Annotated in this window: 19 protein-coding genes; 16 read left to right on the top strand and 3 right to left on the bottom strand. The window is 35.0% G+C overall.

Annotation, left to right across the window (positions count from 1 at the left end; all coding sequences use genetic code 11):
- Positions 1 to 87 precede the first annotated feature (87 nt).
- From greA to mtnN, 3 genes are all read left to right on the top strand, one after another.
- Positions 88 to 573 carry a transcription elongation factor GreA gene (gene greA, locus EKG35_RS02880; protein WP_126292812.1) on the top strand — a complete coding sequence of 162 codons (486 nt, stop codon included), beginning with the start codon at positions 88 to 90 and terminating at the stop codon, positions 571 to 573.
- 262 nt (positions 574 to 835) lie between these two features.
- A complete protein-coding gene (locus tag EKG35_RS02875; RefSeq protein ID WP_185807622.1) occupies positions 836 to 1513 on the top strand; it encodes a YrrS family protein in 678 nt (225 codons plus the stop codon).
- Positions 1514 to 1582: 69 nt separating this feature from the next.
- Positions 1583 to 2275 carry a 5'-methylthioadenosine/S-adenosylhomocysteine nucleosidase gene (mtnN, locus tag EKG35_RS02870; protein WP_126292810.1) on the top strand — a complete coding sequence of 231 codons (693 nt, stop codon included), beginning with the start codon at positions 1583 to 1585 and terminating at the stop codon, positions 2273 to 2275.
- A gap of 1118 nt (positions 2276 to 3393) precedes the next feature.
- On the opposite strand, the gene sigK is transcribed toward mtnN, so the two are convergent.
- Both sigK and pssA read right to left on the bottom strand, forming a co-directional pair.
- On the bottom strand, positions 3394 to 4134 hold the full coding sequence (gene sigK, locus EKG35_RS02865; protein WP_126292809.1) for an RNA polymerase sporulation sigma factor SigK: 741 nt from the start codon (positions 4132 to 4134) through the stop codon (positions 3394 to 3396).
- Between the two features lie 125 nt (positions 4135 to 4259).
- Positions 4260 to 4799 carry a CDP-diacylglycerol--serine O-phosphatidyltransferase gene (gene pssA, locus EKG35_RS02860; RefSeq protein WP_126292808.1) on the bottom strand — a complete coding sequence of 180 codons (540 nt, stop codon included), beginning with the start codon at positions 4797 to 4799 and terminating at the stop codon, positions 4260 to 4262.
- A gap of 142 nt (positions 4800 to 4941) precedes the next feature.
- On the opposite strand from pssA, the gene EKG35_RS02855 reads away from it, so the two are divergent.
- The 12 genes from EKG35_RS02855 to EKG35_RS02800 all read left to right on the top strand — a co-directional run bounded on the left by EKG35_RS02855 (position 4942) and on the right by EKG35_RS02800 (position 14982).
- Entirely contained in the window at positions 4942 to 5724 is a 783-nt protein-coding gene (locus tag EKG35_RS02855; protein ID WP_126292807.1) for a phosphatidylserine decarboxylase, read from the top strand.
- Between the two features lie 317 nt (positions 5725 to 6041).
- Positions 6042 to 6560: a YqeG family HAD IIIA-type phosphatase gene (locus EKG35_RS02850; RefSeq protein WP_126292806.1), complete on the top strand. Its 519-nt coding sequence runs from the start codon at positions 6042 to 6044 to the stop codon at positions 6558 to 6560.
- Positions 6560 to 7663, top strand: coding sequence for a ribosome biogenesis GTPase YqeH (gene yqeH / locus EKG35_RS02845; RefSeq protein ID WP_126292805.1), 1104 nt, complete (start codon positions 6560 to 6562; stop codon positions 7661 to 7663). Before EKG35_RS02850 ends, yqeH begins: the two co-directional genes overlap by 1 nt.
- A gap of 239 nt (positions 7664 to 7902) precedes the next feature.
- On the top strand, positions 7903 to 8730 hold the full coding sequence (gene aroE, locus EKG35_RS02840; protein ID WP_126292804.1) for a shikimate dehydrogenase: 828 nt from the start codon (positions 7903 to 7905) through the stop codon (positions 8728 to 8730).
- A gap of 29 nt (positions 8731 to 8759) precedes the next feature.
- On the top strand, positions 8760 to 9065 hold the full coding sequence (gene yhbY, locus EKG35_RS02835) for a ribosome assembly RNA-binding protein YhbY (RefSeq protein ID WP_126292803.1): 306 nt from the start codon (positions 8760 to 8762) through the stop codon (positions 9063 to 9065).
- 12 nt (positions 9066 to 9077) lie between these two features.
- The gene (locus EKG35_RS02830; RefSeq protein ID WP_126292802.1) at positions 9078 to 9650 is read left to right on the top strand and encodes a nicotinate-nucleotide adenylyltransferase; all 573 of its coding nucleotides are present in this window, start codon (positions 9078 to 9080) and stop codon (positions 9648 to 9650) included.
- The gene (gene yqeK, locus EKG35_RS02825; protein ID WP_126292801.1) at positions 9637 to 10191 is read left to right on the top strand and encodes a bis(5'-nucleosyl)-tetraphosphatase (symmetrical) YqeK; all 555 of its coding nucleotides are present in this window, start codon (positions 9637 to 9639) and stop codon (positions 10189 to 10191) included. The genes EKG35_RS02830 and yqeK overlap by 14 nt, the downstream gene beginning before the upstream one ends.
- 43 nt (positions 10192 to 10234) lie before the next feature.
- Positions 10235 to 10582 (top strand): ribosome silencing factor, encoded by a 348-nt coding sequence (gene rsfS, locus EKG35_RS02820; protein WP_126292800.1) that lies wholly within the window; start codon positions 10235 to 10237, stop codon positions 10580 to 10582.
- Positions 10579 to 11322: a class I SAM-dependent DNA methyltransferase gene (locus EKG35_RS02815; protein WP_126292799.1), complete on the top strand. Its 744-nt coding sequence runs from the start codon at positions 10579 to 10581 to the stop codon at positions 11320 to 11322. Before rsfS ends, EKG35_RS02815 begins: the two co-directional genes overlap by 4 nt.
- Before the next feature lie 111 nt (positions 11323 to 11433).
- A complete protein-coding gene (locus tag EKG35_RS02810; RefSeq protein WP_246020143.1) occupies positions 11434 to 12066 on the top strand; it encodes a helix-hairpin-helix domain-containing protein in 633 nt (210 codons plus the stop codon).
- 77 nt (positions 12067 to 12143) lie between these two features.
- A complete protein-coding gene (locus EKG35_RS02805; RefSeq protein ID WP_126292797.1) occupies positions 12144 to 12716 on the top strand; it encodes a ComE operon protein 2 in 573 nt (190 codons plus the stop codon).
- Complete coding sequence (locus EKG35_RS02800) at positions 12688 to 14982, top strand: DNA internalization-related competence protein ComEC/Rec2 (RefSeq protein WP_126292796.1); 2295 nt, start codon at positions 12688 to 12690, stop codon at positions 14980 to 14982. The genes EKG35_RS02805 and EKG35_RS02800 overlap by 29 nt, the downstream gene beginning before the upstream one ends.
- A 68-nt stretch (positions 14983 to 15050) precedes the next feature.
- On the opposite strand, the gene EKG35_RS02795 is transcribed toward EKG35_RS02800, so the two are convergent.
- Positions 15051 to 15215: a YqzM family protein gene (locus EKG35_RS02795; RefSeq protein WP_126292795.1), complete on the bottom strand. Its 165-nt coding sequence runs from the start codon at positions 15213 to 15215 to the stop codon at positions 15051 to 15053.
- Between the two features lie 165 nt (positions 15216 to 15380).
- Between EKG35_RS02795 and holA the strand changes: the two genes are divergently transcribed.
- Entirely contained in the window at positions 15381 to 16391 is a 1011-nt protein-coding gene (holA, locus tag EKG35_RS02790; RefSeq protein ID WP_126292794.1) for a DNA polymerase III subunit delta, read from the top strand.
- Positions 16392 to 16692 lie beyond the last annotated feature (301 nt).

The following is a 16692-nucleotide window of genomic DNA, read 5'->3' as shown; positions in this document are numbered from 1 at the left end:
TTAAAGAAAACGATTGCATTATTAATAATAAGGTGTATAGTATTGTTTCAAGTAAAATTATTGTGAGTAGTTAAGGAGTGAAATGTTTTGGCAAATGAAAAACAATATCCAATGACTTTAGCGGGGAAACAAAAATTAGAGGAAGAATTAGAACACTTAAAAACTGTAAAGCGTAAAGAAGTTGTGGAACGCATAAAAATTGCCCGTAGTTTTGGAGATTTATCTGAGAACTCTGAATACGATTCTGCTAAAGAAGAACAAGGTTTCGTTGAAGGACGAATTTCTGCAATTGAATCAATGCTGCGTAATGCAATAATTATAGAAGAAGCAGAAGGTCAAAGTGATATCGTTACTTTAGGGAAAACAGTTACTTTTGTTGAACTGCCGGATGGCGATGAAGAGGAGTACACAATCGTAGGTTCTGCAGAGGCTGATCCTTTTGAAGGACGTATTTCTAACGATTCTCCAATAGCGAAAGCGTTGCTTGGTCATAAAGTTGACGATATAGTAAAGTTAACAACACCAGGTGGAGATATGGAAGTACGTATTGTTTCCATTAAAACAGCTAAATAATTATAGTCCCTTTCAACTGGCTAATTATTATACATAGCCGATCGATATGGAAAGACATAACAAACATAAGCCGCCTCATATACTATTGAGGCGGCTTAATTGTTGCTCAAATTTTTTAAAAAAGGAAATACCTTTTAATTCATACTTTTCATTTATTTTATTTGCTTAACAAATACATTAAAAATTGACAGAACTTATGGTGTTATACTATCGAATATTGATAAAATAAAAGATATCTATGGCAAAGGAGGATTCATGTCCCATGTCTAATGAAGAACCTAGTTTAACAACACGTTCAGAAAAAAAACAACGTCATCAACGTAGTCAAAAGCGAAAAAAGATGGATCGCCTTTTAAATATATTAATCGCTGTCGTATCAATTCTTATAGTTTTAAATCTTGTTGCTGTCTTTAATAATGATAATGATAAAGAAAATGAAAGAGCACAAGTAAATGAAACAAAAGAACAAGAAGATGTTGCTAATCAAAATAACGAGAAAAATGAACAAACTAATGATATGGTTGCAGGTGATACGGAGCAAAAGAAGAATTATAATGAATCCGTAGAAGAAGATCCAAACAATAATCAGGCGCAACAGATTGTACAGTCCTCGGATGATCCAAATGTAGATGAGGTTATTATTGATCCCAATTGGAAACCTACCACAACTAAACAGACTGGAGAGCATATTTCAACTTATGAAGAAGGACATATTGATTACGAAGAAAAGCTTGAAACGTTTCGTAATGCAGTAAACCTTGAGGAAAATAATATTATTTATTGGTCTGTAAAAAATAACGGTAGTGCAGATTCTTCTGTAGCGGTTGTTTCTACAAACGATCGTTCAGAAAAATATCGAATATTTATTGAATGGGTGCAAAATGAAGGCTGGAAGCCAACGAAAGTAGAAAAACTTTCACAGCTGGAGGGTACCTATTAACAATAAGCGTTGACGAACGACCATATTTTATTTATGTTAAAATATGTGTCAAGAATTGGAGGAAACAAAATGAAAATCGCTGTAATTGGTGCAATGGAAGAAGAAGTGGAACTACTTCGAAATTCACTGGAAAATACTGAAGTAGCTAAAATTGCAAATAGTGAGTATACAACAGGTACATATAAGGATAAAGAAGTTGTACTGCTGAAAAGTGGAATTGGAAAAGTAAACGCTGCAATGTCTACAACCATTTTATTGTATGAATTTAAACCGGATATTGTTATCAATACTGGTTCTGCAGGCGGTTATGATTCAAATTTAGAAGTAGGTGCAATCGTTATTTCCGATGAAGTTCGTCATCATGATGTAGATGTGACAATCTTTAATTATGAAATGGGACAAGTGCCACAGATGCCTGCTGCGTTCGAAGCTGATAAACGATTAATTGGCTTGGCAACAGAAGCTGTAAGTGAAATTGGAGAACATCAATACGGTGTTGGACTAATTTGCTCAGGTGACTCGTTTATGAATGATCCAGAGCGTGTAGAAAAAGTAAGAGAGTATTTCCCACAAATGAAAGCAGTAGAAATGGAAGCTGCAGCGGTAGCTCAAGTATGTTATCAATTTAATACACCATTTGTTGTTATTCGTGCTTTATCTGATATTGCGGGAAAAGAATCAAATATTAGTTTTGATGAATTTTTACCTGTTGCTGCAAAGCATTCTACAGAAATTGTATTAAAAACGATTGAAAAATTATAAACGTCATCGTTTGTTCATAAACTTCCTTGACGGTAAATAAAAATACACAGTAATATATAATTATGGTTGTATAGGGTATTTTTAAAAAATTCACATAGAGGAGGTATTTGCTATGTTATTAATTATGGCGGGTGCTGTAGCGATTACAACTATTTTAGGTATTGTGATTTATATGGGAGCTAGTGATTCAGTTTATCATTAAAACCAAAAGTTTTTATAGACAATGTTTATGTTAAAGAGGGGAGCCCGAGTGTAACTTTGGGTTCCCCTCTTTATTGCCTTTCACACGAGAAGGTGAAATCGCCCGAAAAAAGAGAGCTTCTTTCTACGACTGGAAACCCATTTATATCATAACATTGATTGGAAATTTCCATTATGAATTTATGGTCCATGTAAAGATCTATTGATAGGAATATAGCTAACCCAATGATTACAATTGAGATAATAGCAATTATCTGATGCTTCAAAGATAGTCTCGTCCCCTCTTTATTGCCTTCCATAATAATTCCACCCCCTATAACTGCAATTCCTATTAAAAGTTGATAACACTATTATAACATATATATAACAAATTTTTGAAAAACAGTAGAGTTTCATACAATGTTATTGCTGATTCAGTTACATTAAGTTTTTTCGTAAGTTAAGTTGTATCCCCTTACTTTTTAGCTTCAAACTTACTGTAAAATTCACTCCTGTACAACCGAGACTGTTAACATGATTAAAGATGATTATCGCATTGGAAAGCGTGAGTAAATAGCTGATAAGAAGTGTGGGGTTTAATATATTCTCAAATTATAGAAGACATTACCAAATTAAATCTAAAATAAATTCGAAATGGAGCAAAAATATTTAGTTATGAAGTATGAAGCCGAGTATTAATTAGTATGAATACTGAGAGTAAAAAACATTTAGGCTGCTTAACAAAATGAATTGTTAAGCAGCCAAGAGTAAAGAGAGTAGTTTAACATTAGGAGTTGTCTTTAAAAATAGTTGTAGTAAGAAAATGGCGTGTATGGTAGCTCTAATTTTTAATCAATTTCTAGTTAGCAATATTTTTATTGGCATATACAATGAACAGATGAAAAGCTAAGTAAATTGTTTTTTATAAGCTTAAGTAATTATTCCCGATATGTTTGATTTTCAGCTTTTTTCGATTCTTTCTCTGCTTGATTATGTTTAAATTGCTGATATAGCTTAACTAAAGCTCTTTTTTCAATGCGTGAGACATAACTTCTTGAAATCTTTAGCTTTTTTGCAATCTCTTTTTGGGTTAGGGGGTCGTTGTTGTTTAATCCATATCGATAGACGATAATTTCAAGTTCACGAGGCTCCAAAGTATTAAGATAAGAATAGAGCTGCTCAAAACTTTCCTTTTGTTCGATTTTATCGATTGCTGGCTGTTCATCAAGCTGAAGCAAGTCACGGATTTGCAAAGATTGTCCTTCCTTATCTACTCCAATAGGTTCGAAAAGTGAAACATCTTTTTGCACTTTTTTTTGCGCCCGTAAATGCATTAGTATTTCATTTTCAATACAACGTGCAGCATATGTGGCTAATCTAGTCTTCTTATCTGGTGTATAACTGCTAACCGCTTTCATCAACCCAATTGTACCAATTGATATATAATCGTCTAGTTGTTCATGCTGTGGGTGAAATTTCTTGACGACATGTGCTACAAGTCTCATGTTTCTTTCAATTAAATCTAGCCGCGCTTGTTCATCTCCTGCCATAAACCGTTCTATGCATTTTGCTTCTTCTTCTTTTGTAAATGGTCTATGGAAAGCCTGCCCCTTTAAATACCCTAAAAATGTCGGAATATCTAACCAAAGCTGCATAATTGACGCAAAGATCCCGCTCAGGTTACGTCATCCTTTCTGCCTTTTTCGACATTATATGATGTTGTTGGCAAGAAAATGAAAATGTAGAGCAATAATATCGCAAAAAAATAATCGATGCACTCTTGGTTAAATGCATCGACTGAAAATTATACTTTTTTTAATGTAAATGTACTTATCATCAAAACCGAAAGAATTGGGAATAAGAACATATAAAATTGTGGTCCAACTGAAGAAATAAGGAAATAGGAAAACGTTAAAAAAGTTCCTGCTGCTGTAATAGGCAACCCTACGAAATACCCAGTTGATTCAGTTATATTAAAACGAGCTAAACGGAATGCTCCAGAGGCGATATAGACAATTGTCAAAATAATTCCGGCCATTCCAAAATCGGACAATATATTTTCATACATTAATAGAGCAGGTGCTACACCAAATGATATAATATCACCCATAGAATCCAATTGTTTGCCCAGCTCGGATTCCTGATTTAGCTTCCGTGCTACTTTTCCGTCATAGCGATCTAAAAAAGCAGCAATAAAGATAAATAGAACGCTGTAACTATAGGCTTCATTTAATGTCGCCATAATCGAAGCTCCACCAAACGATAAATTGAAAATTGTAATCAAATTAGCAGCTTGAGATTTAACTTTTTTAACTGTTGAATCCACCATATGCAAAAGAAACATGGGGAACACTCCTTTGCACTAAATATATTTATATATTATACTTCGAAACAGTGTAAATTGTAAGTGAATCAAAGTTTTTGTAAAATTTCGCTTTCATTAAAATTATTGTAAAGAATACAAATGTTTTATTAGGGGGTACAGTATGAAAGAGAAGATTTACCAACGTTTAATTGAATTAACGAACGGAAAATACAGTTCCCTCGTATTAAAAAGACTTGTAACTTCCACGTTTAGTAAAAACTTTATTCAAAGATACAGTAAAGTATACGAAATTGACCTATCAGAAGTTTCACGAGATCTGCAAAGTTTTTCTAGTTTACAAGATTTTTTTACAAGACAATTAAAAGAGGGAGCTCGGCCGATACATTTGCATGAGCAAACATTTATCAGCCCTGTTGATGCAAAGGTTGAAGCATTTGGAACGATAAAATGTGATGCAGTTTTTACTGTTAAGAATAAGCCATATACGTTGCAAGATTTACTTGGAAAAGATCAAATTGCTGAAAAATATAAAAATGGAAACTATATTGTTTTTTATTTAAGTCCAGCAAATTATCATAGAATTCATAGCCCTTTGGATGGTACAGTAATTCGGCAATATGTTCTTGGAAAAAAATCTTACCCAGTGAATCAATTAGGACTTACTTATGGGAAAAAACCAATTAGTCATAATTATCGTATGATAAGCGAGCTCCAATATCAAAATAATAAAAACTTTGCGCTTGTTAAAGTAGGGGCGATGTTTGTCAATTCAATACAATTAACCAACACTTCGAAAACATGGAAAAAGGGACAAGAGATAGGGTATTTTTCTTTTGGTTCTACAGTTGTCATGCTTTTTGAGGAGAATTTTATTCACTTTACGGAAAATATCCAAAAAGGTCATGCAGTGAAGATGGGTGAACCGATTGCAATTATGATATAATCGAATAATAAAGTGAAGCCTACAAATCAGTGGGGTATTTTCCACTGATTGTTAGTTGTTTCACACACGATGTGGGGTACACAGACGTTGCCAAAAAGTTCTTTTGCGACGAAAGCACAGCGACCAGAGCAGGACTTGGCGCATTTAGTTGTGTACAAATTACGAGCAGTTGCTTTGCAACTTATATTTAATTAAAGTGGAAATTTTGTACCTGTTCCTGCGGTTACTCGTCGTTAAAACTTTAGTCGCATCGCTTTTGATGCAAATAATTTACTTCCCGTTAATGCGGGATAAAATTTATTGAAGGAGTTAAGGCTTTGTATAATTTTCTATTGCCGAATGAATTTGTAACAACAGTTTTTGAAATCACACCAGAAAAGTTGGAAAAGCTTGGAGTTAGAGGGATTATTACTGATTTAGACAATACTCTAATTGAATGGGACAGACCAGATGCAACAGAAGAGATTGCTACTTGGATGAAGGAGCTCGAAGATGCGGGATTGAAGATCATCATTGTTTCAAATAACAATGATGAACGAGTAAAAAGGTTTGCTGATCCATTAGGAATCCCTTTTATTTCTCGGGCAAGAAAACCTCTTGGAGCAGCTTATTATGCTGCGATGAAGCAGCTGCGCTTGAAAAGTAATGAAGTTGTTATGGTTGGAGATCAATTGCTCACCGACATAATGGGAGCCAATCGATTGAATTTATATACGTTTTTAGTTCGACCTGTAGCGGAGTCGGACGGTTTTGTCACGCGCTTTAATCGTTTTGTAGAAAGACGTGTTTTTAATTTATTAAAGCGTAAAGGAATTAAAACTTGGGAGGAACAGTAATGATTGAAATGCCAAATTGTATTGGCTGTGGAGCAATAATTCAAACAGATAATCCAAAGGAAGTTGGGTATGCGCCGCCTTCTTCTCTTGAAAAAGAAACAGTAATATGTCAACGCTGTTTTCGTTTGAAAAACTATAATGAAATTCAGCCAGTTAGCCTAACAGACGATGATTTTTTACGAATACTTAATGGTCTTGGTGAACAAGAAGGCCTTATTGTAAAAATTGTTGATATTTTTGATTTCAATGGTAGCTGGCTGCCTGGACTACACCGATTTGTCGGCAACAACCCAGTGCTATTAGTAGCGAATAAGGTAGACTTATTACCGAAATCTGTAAAACCGAAAAAAGTTATAAATTGGTTAAAACGTGAAGCGAAGGATTTAGGTTTAAACCCGGTTGATGTCATGCTTGTAAGTGCACATAAAGGCATTGGGATGCATGAAGTAGTGGATGCAATTGAAATGTATCGAGAAGGCAAGGATGTATTTGTTGTCGGTTGTACAAATGTTGGGAAATCCACATTTATTAACCGAATAATTAAACAAGCTACCGGTGAAGGAAATGTCATTACAACGTCCCATTTCCCTGGAACTACTTTAGATATGATTGAAATTCCGCTTGATGATGGTGCAGCTCTTTATGATACACCTGGAATAATCAATCATCATCAAATGGCACACCATATTGATTCGAGTGAATTAAAATATATTATGCCGAAAAAAGAAATTAAGCCAAAAGTTTATCAACAAAATGAGGGTCAAACATTATTTATCGGTGCACTTGCCCGTTTTGACTTTATAAAAGGCGATCGTTCTGCTTTTACAGTTTATGCTGCAAATGATTTACCAATTCATCGTACGAAGCTTGAAAAGGCGGATGAATTGTACGAGGAGCATAAAGGGGAGCTTTTGTCACCTCCAACGAGTAAGTTTATTGATCAGCTGCCTGAACTAGTTCGTCACGAGTTTTCAGTTAAAGAAGGGAAAACGGACATTGTAATATCAGGGCTTGGTTGGATAACTGTACAGCATCCAAATGTAGTGGTAGCAGCACATGCACCAAAAGGAGTAGAGGTTTTTATCCGCCCTTCATTAATCTAGTTGTGATCTATCTTCATTCCCCCTGGGTTATTTAGTGAATAATACCGAGTGAAGATTCTGCTTCCCAAGGGTCATAAGATTTAACGGAGGATTGTGAAAGGAAGTTGACCTACTAAATACGTCGCATCAAATGCAACAACGGTTAAGTTACAGCAATATAGGGCTTAAACATGATTCTAAAGTCGACGCGATGATTGGCCGATAGGTGTAATTGATATTTAAGAGAAGAGGTTTTTGAAATGAAGAAATGGTTTGCTGTGATTGGGGATCCTATTGCACATTCAAAATCCCCGAATATGCATAATGCTTGGTTTAATGAGATGGATATCGATGCTGCGTATATTCCGATTCATATTAAAAGTGAGCAGCTTGAAAAGGCGGTTTTTTCTTTAAAAACATTAGGGGCAAGTGGATGGAATGTAACAATCCCTCACAAACAAACGATTATCCCATTTCTAGACGAACTAGATGAACTTGCTGAAAAAATGGGGGCTGTTAATACTGTTGTTCGTCAGCAAGACGGAAAACTGAAAGGGTACAACACAGATGGTTCCGGATTTGTTCATTCCCTTGAAGAAGCTGTAGGGAAGGAACATAAACAAAGAGCTGTTTTAATTATTGGTGCAGGTGGTGCAGCTCGAGGCATTGCTTTTGCATTACAACAATACGGGTATACGAATATAACAATTGCCAACCGAACAATTTCCAAAGGGATAGAAATTGTCAATGAATTAGGCGAGGGACAAGCCATTTCTTTAAAAGATGCTGAACAACAACTAGATCATTTCGGCATTATTATACAATCTACTTCTGCTGGGCTTGCAAATAGTGAATTTAGTCTTCCTCTATCTTTAGAAAAGCTGCAAGAAGGAGCAATTGTTGCAGATATTGTGTATAATCCATTAATGACAACTTTTTTACTAGAGGCGCAGAAGAAAAATGCCAAGATAGTAAATGGTTTAGGAATGTTTGTGCATCAAGGGGCGATTGCTTTTAATTATTGGTTAGGGCAATATCCAAACACAAATTTAATGATAAAAAGATTAACTGAGGAATTACAAAAATAAACAGTTAATTTAGGAGGAAACATTTATTTATGCTAACAGGCAAACAAAAAAGATTTTTACGAGCTGAAGCTCATCATCTAACACCGATTTTTCAAGTGGGAAAAGGTGGGGTTAATGAGCAAATGCTGAGACAATTGCGTGATGCACTAGAAGCACGTGAATTAATCAAAGTACGTATTTTAGACAATTGTGAAGATGAAAAAGATGAAGTGGCGCAACAATTAGCAACTGGAACTGGAGCAGAACTTGTTCAATTAATAGGGTTAACAGTTGTTTTATATAAAGAATCTCGCAATAATAAGAAGATTGTGTTACCAAAAGCAGATAAAAAGTAAGGTGTTATGCAAATGAGAAAAGTTGGCATTTTAGGAGGGACATTTAACCCTCCTCATATCGGACATTTAATAATGGCAAATGAGGCATTTGATGCGTTGCAACTAGATGAAGTCCGTTTTATGCCAAATGCGATTGCACCACATAAACAATTAGTTGATGATGCAACAATGGAAAATCGTCTACGAATGGTGGAAATCGCCATTGAACCTTATGACCATTTTACAATTGAAACGATTGAACTGGAGCTTGGTGGAATTTCCTATACGTATCAAACAATGAAAGAGCTTTGTGAAAGAGAGCCGGATGTTCAATTTTACTTTATCATTGGAGGCGATATGATTGATTCGCTTCATACATGGTATAAGGTCGATGAGTTAGTAAAAATTGTTGAATTTGTTGGTTTGAAGCGTCCTGGAACACAATCAGCATCTACATATGATGTAACAATGGTGGAGGCACCTGAAATTGATTTATCTTCAACGTTAATAAGAAAAAGATTAAAAAATGGTGGTACATTAAAATTTTTATTGCCAGAAGGCGTTGAGGAATATATTCGAAAGGAAGGTCTTTATGGAACGCGATGATTATTTAGCAGCAATAAAAACGCGTATGCCAGAAAAAAGATATATTCATACTATTGGTGTGATGGAAACCGCCATTTTTTTAGCAGAGAAGTACAATGAAAATGCTAAATCTGCTGAAACAGCAGCTATTTTACATGATATAGCAAAATATGCTGATGAAGATTGGATGCGTCAAATAGTAATACAAAATGGACTTGATCATCGTCTAATTGGCTGGGGATCTGAAATTTTACATGGTCCAGTAGGCGCATGGATTGCTGAGAATGAATTTAATATTATAAATGAAGATATTTTGAATGCAATTCGGTTTCATACAACGGGGCGAGCTGGAATGACAAAATTAGAGAAAATCATTTATATTGCAGATATGATTGAACCAAACCGAAAGTTCCCTGGTGTAGAAGAACTTCGAATTTTAGCAAATAAAGATATAGATGAGGCTTTGAAAGCTTGTATTTGCCATTCTATTGCCTTTTTAGTTCATACAAAGCAGCAAATATATCCCGTTTCGATTGAATGCTATAATGATGTAATTTCATAACACGAAAATTTGTGGATTGAAAAAAAGAGAGGAACAGTGAAGAATGACAGAAAATTTATTACAGATTGCCTATAAAGCTTTAGATGATAAGCGTGCAGAGGATATTGTTGTATTAAATATGCAAAATATTTCTTTATTAGCAGATTATTTTATCATTTGCCACGGTAATTCAGACCGTCAAGCACAAGCAATTGCACGAGAAGTTCAAGAAAAAGCCCAAGAAAATGGTTTTGAAATAAAACGTATTGAGGGATTTGACTCTGCACGTTGGATTTTAGTTGACTTAGGTGATGTCGTTGTCCATATTTTCCATAAAGACGAACGCGCATTTTATAATCTAGAACGTCTATGGGGAGATGCTCCTCAATTAGATATTCCAACAGTAGAATGACGAGTAGTTATGAACGATTTGCGGCTGTTTATGATGAATTAATGCAAGATGTACCCTATGACCAATATGTTAATTGGGTTAAATCCCATGCTCCTAGTGAGCGATATCCAAATTTATTAGATGTAGGTTGTGGGACGGGTACACTTTCTTTAATGTTTCATCAACAAGGCTACAGCGTAAGTGGCATAGATTTATCTGAAGATATGCTGGCTGTTGCCAATGAGCGTTTGCAGGCTGCGAATGTAACCTTGCCGCTTTATGCAATGTCTATGGATGAATTAGAAGGATTTTCGGATTTAGACGTTGTGACGATTCCGATTGATTCAATTAATTATTTACCCGATAGTCAAATGGTTGTTGAAACATTAAAACGAATTTACAACAGCTTGCGAGATGGCGGACAATTATTTTTTGATGTTCATTCTCTCTTTAAAATGGATGTTATATTTATGGAAAGTCCTTTTACGTATGATGATGGAGAAATCACCTACATCTGGTATACAGAACAAGGAGAATTTGAACATTCTGTTTACCATCAGATGACGTTTTTTGTTAAGGATGAAAAAACGGGATTGTTTGAACGATTTGATGAAGAACACCTTCAACGCTCCTTTTCAATTGACACATATGTAAATTGGTTAACTGAAATAGGCTTTTCAAAAATAGTAGTGACTGCTGACTGGATGGAGCAAAGTCCTACAAATGAAAGTGAAAGAATTTTTATTCGTGCAGTAAAGTAAATATAGTTAAATAAAAAAGCATCTTTTCAACAGAAGGTAAATTATGTATATTATTATTATACTCCATATGATTTACTTTCTGAGAAGAGGTGTTTTTTCATTTTTCAGCAAGTGATTAAAAAGTATGGTAAGGCAATTGCTCTCCCCGGCATTGTCTCTGTTATTCTTCTTTATTTTTTCCTTCAAAAAACTGACTCTAATGAACAACAATTAGAGGTTATTACTACTATTCCACAAGAGCAAACAGAACAATTAAATAGCGAGGATGAACAGCAGGAACAGCTTGTTGTTAATAAAGTAATAGTCGATGTGAAGGGTGCTGTGAACTTTCCAGGCGTCTATGAGCTTACTACTGAAGAACGAGTAATTGATGCCATAAAAAAGGCTGGAGGCTATACAGAAGGGGCTGAATCGAAGTTGGTAAACCATGCCCAAAGGCTTCAGGATGAAATGGTAATTTATATCCCTAAGAAGGGTGAGGAAGTAGGCACCTTGGAAATGGATCCTACACAGGTCGTTAATATGCCTTCCGACAATTCTAGTTCTGCAAGTAAGGTAAATATTAATTCAGCGGATGAAACTGCATTAACAACTTTACCAGGCATTGGACCTTCAAAGGCGCAAGCTATTATTGCATATAGAGAGGATGTTGGATCTTTTAAATCGATTGAAGATTTAAAAAATGTATCTGGAATAGGAGACAAAACCTATGATAAATTAAAAGACTTAATAGATGTAAAATAAATACTTTTCTATTTCCTGCATTGCAACTACTAGTATTTACATCTAAACTAATAGTAATCTAGTTTGGAGGGAATCATATGGAGCGAATCACTTGGGACCAATTTTTTATGGCGCAAAGCCATTTATTGGCACTTAGAAGTACATGTACAAGACTTGCTGTAGGCGCAACGATTGTTCGAGATAAAAGAATTATTGCAGGGGGCTACAATGGTTCAATTTCAGGAGATGAACATTGTATTGAAAAAGGCTGCTACGTTGTTGATAACCATTGTATACGGACGATTCATGCTGAAACGAATGCATTACTACAATGCGCAAAATATGGTACATCAGCAAACGGTGCAGATTTATATGTTACACATTTTCCTTGTTTGCCTTGCTCGAAAACAATTATTCAGGCAGGCATTAAAAACGTTTATTATGCTACAGATTATAAAAACAACCCGTATGCGTTGGAATTGTTTAAAAAGGCAAATGTTGAAGTTGTACACATTCCATTTGACGAAGCGAAAATTGACTTTTTGAAAGATGAAAAGCTGCAGTTAGCTTTTGATATGCTGCATAAACTTCGAAATCTCGGTGCTTCAGAAGAAGAATTGAAGCCTTTTGAAAAGAAGGTGAATGAATTATTTGATCTTGTTCAAGCATAAATGTATTTTTTATGCCTTGTCGGTTCTCGTTGCTTCACTTGCAGCAACAGAATCGGCAAGGCTTTTATTATTGCTTGCTTTACTTTTATTGTTTTGTATTTATAAAAAAATTACATTTAGACACCTAGTAGGTATAATGCTTCTATGTTTCATTTCATATTATTATTTTTCCTTCCAAATCAATAAAGTGGATTATACATTAAACCTTCCTGCAACTTTAACATGGACAGGCGAGTATAAAATTAATGGGGATATGCTGCGGGGATTTATGGTAGATGAAAGTGGCAAAAAAGTTTATGTAGCCTATCAATTAGCCTCTGAAACAGAGAAGATTGTCTTTGAAGAAAGTCCACTAATTGGCAAGCAATATATTGTCCATGGTACTATTAAAGAACCGTCAAAGCCTGCACATTCTTATGCGTTTAGTATGGAACAATATTTAAAAAGTAAGGGCTCCATTGGAATATTGGAAGTTTCTAATTGGTCTTATATTCAAACGAAGGAATCTATCCCTCAAAGAATAGGATTGCAGCGTTTCAAATTAAAAAAGCATATTGAAGAAACATTTCCCGAATCTCTAGTTGGTGAAGCTCAAGCATTGCTCATTGGTTTAGGAGAAAATGTGGATGATGATACGACTAGAGCGTACCAAAAACTTGGCATTACACACCTTTTCGCAATTTCGGGGTTGCACATAGCTATAGTATCTTTACTATTTTTCCAGGGACTATTGCGTTTAAAAATTAGGCGTGAGTTTGCGATGCTAGTACTAATCGTAGTGCTGCCGATATATGCGATATTAGTAGGTGGGGCACCGTCTGTATGGCGTGCGGTATCAGTGGTTGAGTTAACCATTCTGAGCAGAATAAAATGGCGATTGCCAGTTGATGACGCACTTGCAATAAGCTTTATTTTATTTATTATTATAGAACCGTGGTCGGTTTATCAAATTGGGTTTCAGTTGTCGTATCTCGCTACAGCAGCTTTAATTTATTCAAGTCGACTTATTCGATACTATTCTTCATGGATTGTTCAATCCTTTTTTATCACCTTTGTTTGTCAATTGCTTGTTTATCCTCTATTGCTGTTGCATTTTTTTGAACTTAGTATATCTTCTTTAGTCGTTAACATATTTTTTGTTCCACTTTTTTCCTTCGTTATATTGCCAATTAATATTATTTTACTTGTTGTATCTTTTTTTCCAGGTGCATTGCCAGAATTCATGTTTAGCTGTTATGAACCAATTCGTACCTTGCTAACAAAATGTATTAATTTGCTCCAGGATATCCCCTATCAAATGTGGAATCCGGGAAAACCTTCTATTGTCAGTATGCTAATTGCATATGGTAGTGTATTTGCAACATTTTACTATTTAGATATACGTGCAAAATTAGTTAAAATATTATCGGTATTACTTATCCCGATGTGTATTTTACATTTTAGTACAAAAGTTCATGAAGAATTAATTATTTCATTTATAAACGTAGGACAAGGAGACTGCATTGTCATTGAATTGCCATACAGAAAAGCAGTTTATATGATTGATACTGGAGGCCTTTTACGCTTTGAGCAGGAGAAGTGGAAGCAAAGTGACAGTCCTTATGAAATTGGGAGAGATATTGTCGTACCATTTTTAAAAGGAAAAGGGATTCAAAAAATAGATAAACTCATCTTAACTCATGCAGATGCAGACCACGTGGAGGGTGCTGAAGAAATTTTACAAGAAATAAATGTTGAAGAGATACACCTATCTCCAAACTCTTATTATAAAGAAGTGATGAACGATTTAGTACATGACGCCTTAAAGAAAAATATTTCGATTCAAGAGCAAATTGCTAATAACGCATGGGCTGAAGCAGGTATTTCATTTCAGTATTTGTGGCCAGTAGATACACAATATGAAGGGAATAATGACTCCCTAGTTCTTTATGTTGCAATGGGTGAGTTTAAGGCGCTTTTTATGGGGGATGTGGAACATGAAGGGGAAGAAGAAATCTTGAGAAAATATCCATCCTTAACAAATATCGACCTATTAAAAGCAGGCCATCACGGCAGTAAAACATCAAGCAGTGAACAATTTGTAAATCAGATGAAACCAGTTTTAACGATTTTTAGTGCAGGAGAAAACAATCGTTATGGACATCCGCATGAGGAAGTCGTTTCAAGATTTCAATCATTAGGGTTGCGGACATTTACAACTGGTAAGGTAGGAACGATAGAAGTAAAAGTGAAAGGCGATAAGTTAGAGGTTACTACCTCCAACTAAATATGTGCTAAAAAAAGGGGACAGTCCCAACAACTTTGAGACTTCCCCCTTTTTCATGCAATTACAAATTATGCAACTGCATCAATAATTGTTGCGATAATGAAAATAAGTGCGAAGAATACGAATGAAACACCAAATCCTACACCAGCGTCAATAGCTTGGTTTCGCATTGAAGCGCCATTTTTGCCTTCGAATGGGTTATGTGTTACAACGTTTTCATTATGTGATGACATACCTATCCCTCCTACTCAGAATAATTATAAGTCAATATATAGCAAAAATCTATATAGAATCAACCAAATTCTATTATCTAATCTTTGATTTATTGTCACTATTTATACACAGTTGCATTAAAACGTGTATACTTATATACGAAATGTTGTAAGGGAGCTGACGAAATGTTTACAAAGGTTTGGAACGATATTAAAAATGGGCAAATCGCTCCTGTCTATTGCATTTTCGGGGAAGAGTCGTATTTTGTTGATGAAACGATAAAACGTTTAAAAATATCATTGAGCTCAACAGAAGAAGTGGAAACAATGAGCTTTGATTTAGATGAATCCCCGGTTGATTTAGTCATTGATGAGGCTGATACCTTTCCATTTTTCTCTGAGCGTAAACTAATTATTGCAAAAAATGCTTCTTTTTTAAAGGCAGCAGAAAAAGGGAAAGAAAAGATTGATCATAATATAAAAAGATTAGAGAATTGGTTGGTTCAACCTCCAAGCTTTTCTGTAACAATTTTTATTGCGCCGTATGAAAAATTAGATGAGCGAAAAAAAATTACAAAGCTCATGAAAGAAAGTAGTATAATGCTTCAAGCGGAAACTCCAAAGGAAAATGATTTAGCTATTTGGATACGCAATGAGGTAAGTACATATGGCAAAAATATTTCAGATGATGCAATTGACAAGCTTGTTGAAATGGTTGGAGCTAATATGATGCAATTGCAGATGGAAATCGAAAAAATATCTCTATATTTAGGAAACGACACGCAAATAAGCTCTTCCTTAGTAGAAGAACTTGTGGCAAAAACATTGGAGCATGATGCTTTTAAAATGTTGAATGCTTATTTGTCCCATAATCATGCTGAAGCACTTCAAATATATCATGATTTGCTTAGACAAAAAGAAGAGCCAATCATGCTTGTGGGCTTACTCGCATCTAATATTCGGACGATGAATAATGTTTATTATTTACAAAAAAAGGGCTACCATCCAAATCAAATTTCAAAACAGTTGAAAATACATCCATATCGAGTGAAGTTGATGCTTGAAAATCGAAACCGTCCAAGTGAGGAAAGATTGTTAAAAGCATTAAAAAATTTATCAGAAATTGATTTGCAGCTAAAATCCGTCAGCGGAAACAGAGAACGTTATTTAGAAATGTTTTTATTGAAGGCATTATAAAAAGAACGCTACTTATTCAAAAAGCATAGAATAAAAAGAACCCAAAGTACAAACGCTAGAATGTTGACTAATAATCAGCATTTTGGCGTTTTTCTTATGTTTGAATTAAAAACATTACCTCTTTTAAACGTTTCAGACGATTAAATAAGATAAGAAGGCGCAGCCTACCACTATAAGCTGCCCAGAAGCAAAAACTGTTGGGGGCCTAACTCGTAGCGCTTGTGAGCGAGAATGTCGATCATCCGACATCGCTTCCGGCCAACATCGTGTTGGCCCCTCAGCCGGCTCACTCAAACTCATA

Source organism: Lysinibacillus telephonicus (genome assembly GCF_003966145.1).
Taxonomy (GTDB): Bacteria; Bacillota; Bacilli; order Bacillales_A; family Planococcaceae; genus Ureibacillus; species Ureibacillus telephonicus.
The sequence above is the reverse complement of the archived record's forward strand: the minus strand, read 5'-3'. Positions and strand labels throughout refer to the sequence as shown.

What these genes read in the sequence shown, in the direction of transcription:
- yqeK (WP_126292801.1), top strand. Translation starts at nt 9,637, where the DNA reads ATGGAACGCGATGATTATTTAGCAGCAATAAAAACGCGTATGCCAGAA.
- EKG35_RS02815 (WP_126292799.1), top strand. Translation starts at nt 10,579, where the DNA reads ATGACGAGTAGTTATGAACGATTTGCGGCTGTTTATGATGAATTAATG.
- EKG35_RS02795 (WP_126292795.1), bottom strand. Translation starts at nt 15,215, where the DNA reads ATGTCATCACATAATGAAAACGTTGTAACACATAACCCATTCGAAGGC.
- EKG35_RS02855 (WP_126292807.1), top strand. Translation starts at nt 4,942, where the DNA reads ATGAAAGAGAAGATTTACCAACGTTTAATTGAATTAACGAACGGAAAA.
- pssA (WP_126292808.1), bottom strand. Translation starts at nt 4,799, where the DNA reads ATGTTTCTTTTGCATATGGTGGATTCAACAGTTAAAAAAGTTAAATCT.
- aroE (WP_126292804.1), top strand. Translation starts at nt 7,903, where the DNA reads ATGAAGAAATGGTTTGCTGTGATTGGGGATCCTATTGCACATTCAAAA.
- EKG35_RS02875 (WP_185807622.1), top strand. Translation starts at nt 836, where the DNA reads ATGTCTAATGAAGAACCTAGTTTAACAACACGTTCAGAAAAAAAACAA.
- holA (WP_126292794.1), top strand. Translation starts at nt 15,381, where the DNA reads ATGTTTACAAAGGTTTGGAACGATATTAAAAATGGGCAAATCGCTCCT.
- yhbY (WP_126292803.1), top strand. Translation starts at nt 8,760, where the DNA reads ATGCTAACAGGCAAACAAAAAAGATTTTTACGAGCTGAAGCTCATCAT.
- mtnN (WP_126292810.1), top strand. Translation starts at nt 1,583, where the DNA reads ATGAAAATCGCTGTAATTGGTGCAATGGAAGAAGAAGTGGAACTACTT.
- EKG35_RS02805 (WP_126292797.1), top strand. Translation starts at nt 12,144, where the DNA reads ATGGAGCGAATCACTTGGGACCAATTTTTTATGGCGCAAAGCCATTTA.
- EKG35_RS02800 (WP_126292796.1), top strand. Translation starts at nt 12,688, where the DNA reads ATGAATTATTTGATCTTGTTCAAGCATAAATGTATTTTTTATGCCTTG.
- yqeH (WP_126292805.1), top strand. Translation starts at nt 6,560, where the DNA reads ATGATTGAAATGCCAAATTGTATTGGCTGTGGAGCAATAATTCAAACA.
- EKG35_RS02830 (WP_126292802.1), top strand. Translation starts at nt 9,078, where the DNA reads ATGAGAAAAGTTGGCATTTTAGGAGGGACATTTAACCCTCCTCATATC.
- rsfS (WP_126292800.1), top strand. Translation starts at nt 10,235, where the DNA reads ATGACAGAAAATTTATTACAGATTGCCTATAAAGCTTTAGATGATAAG.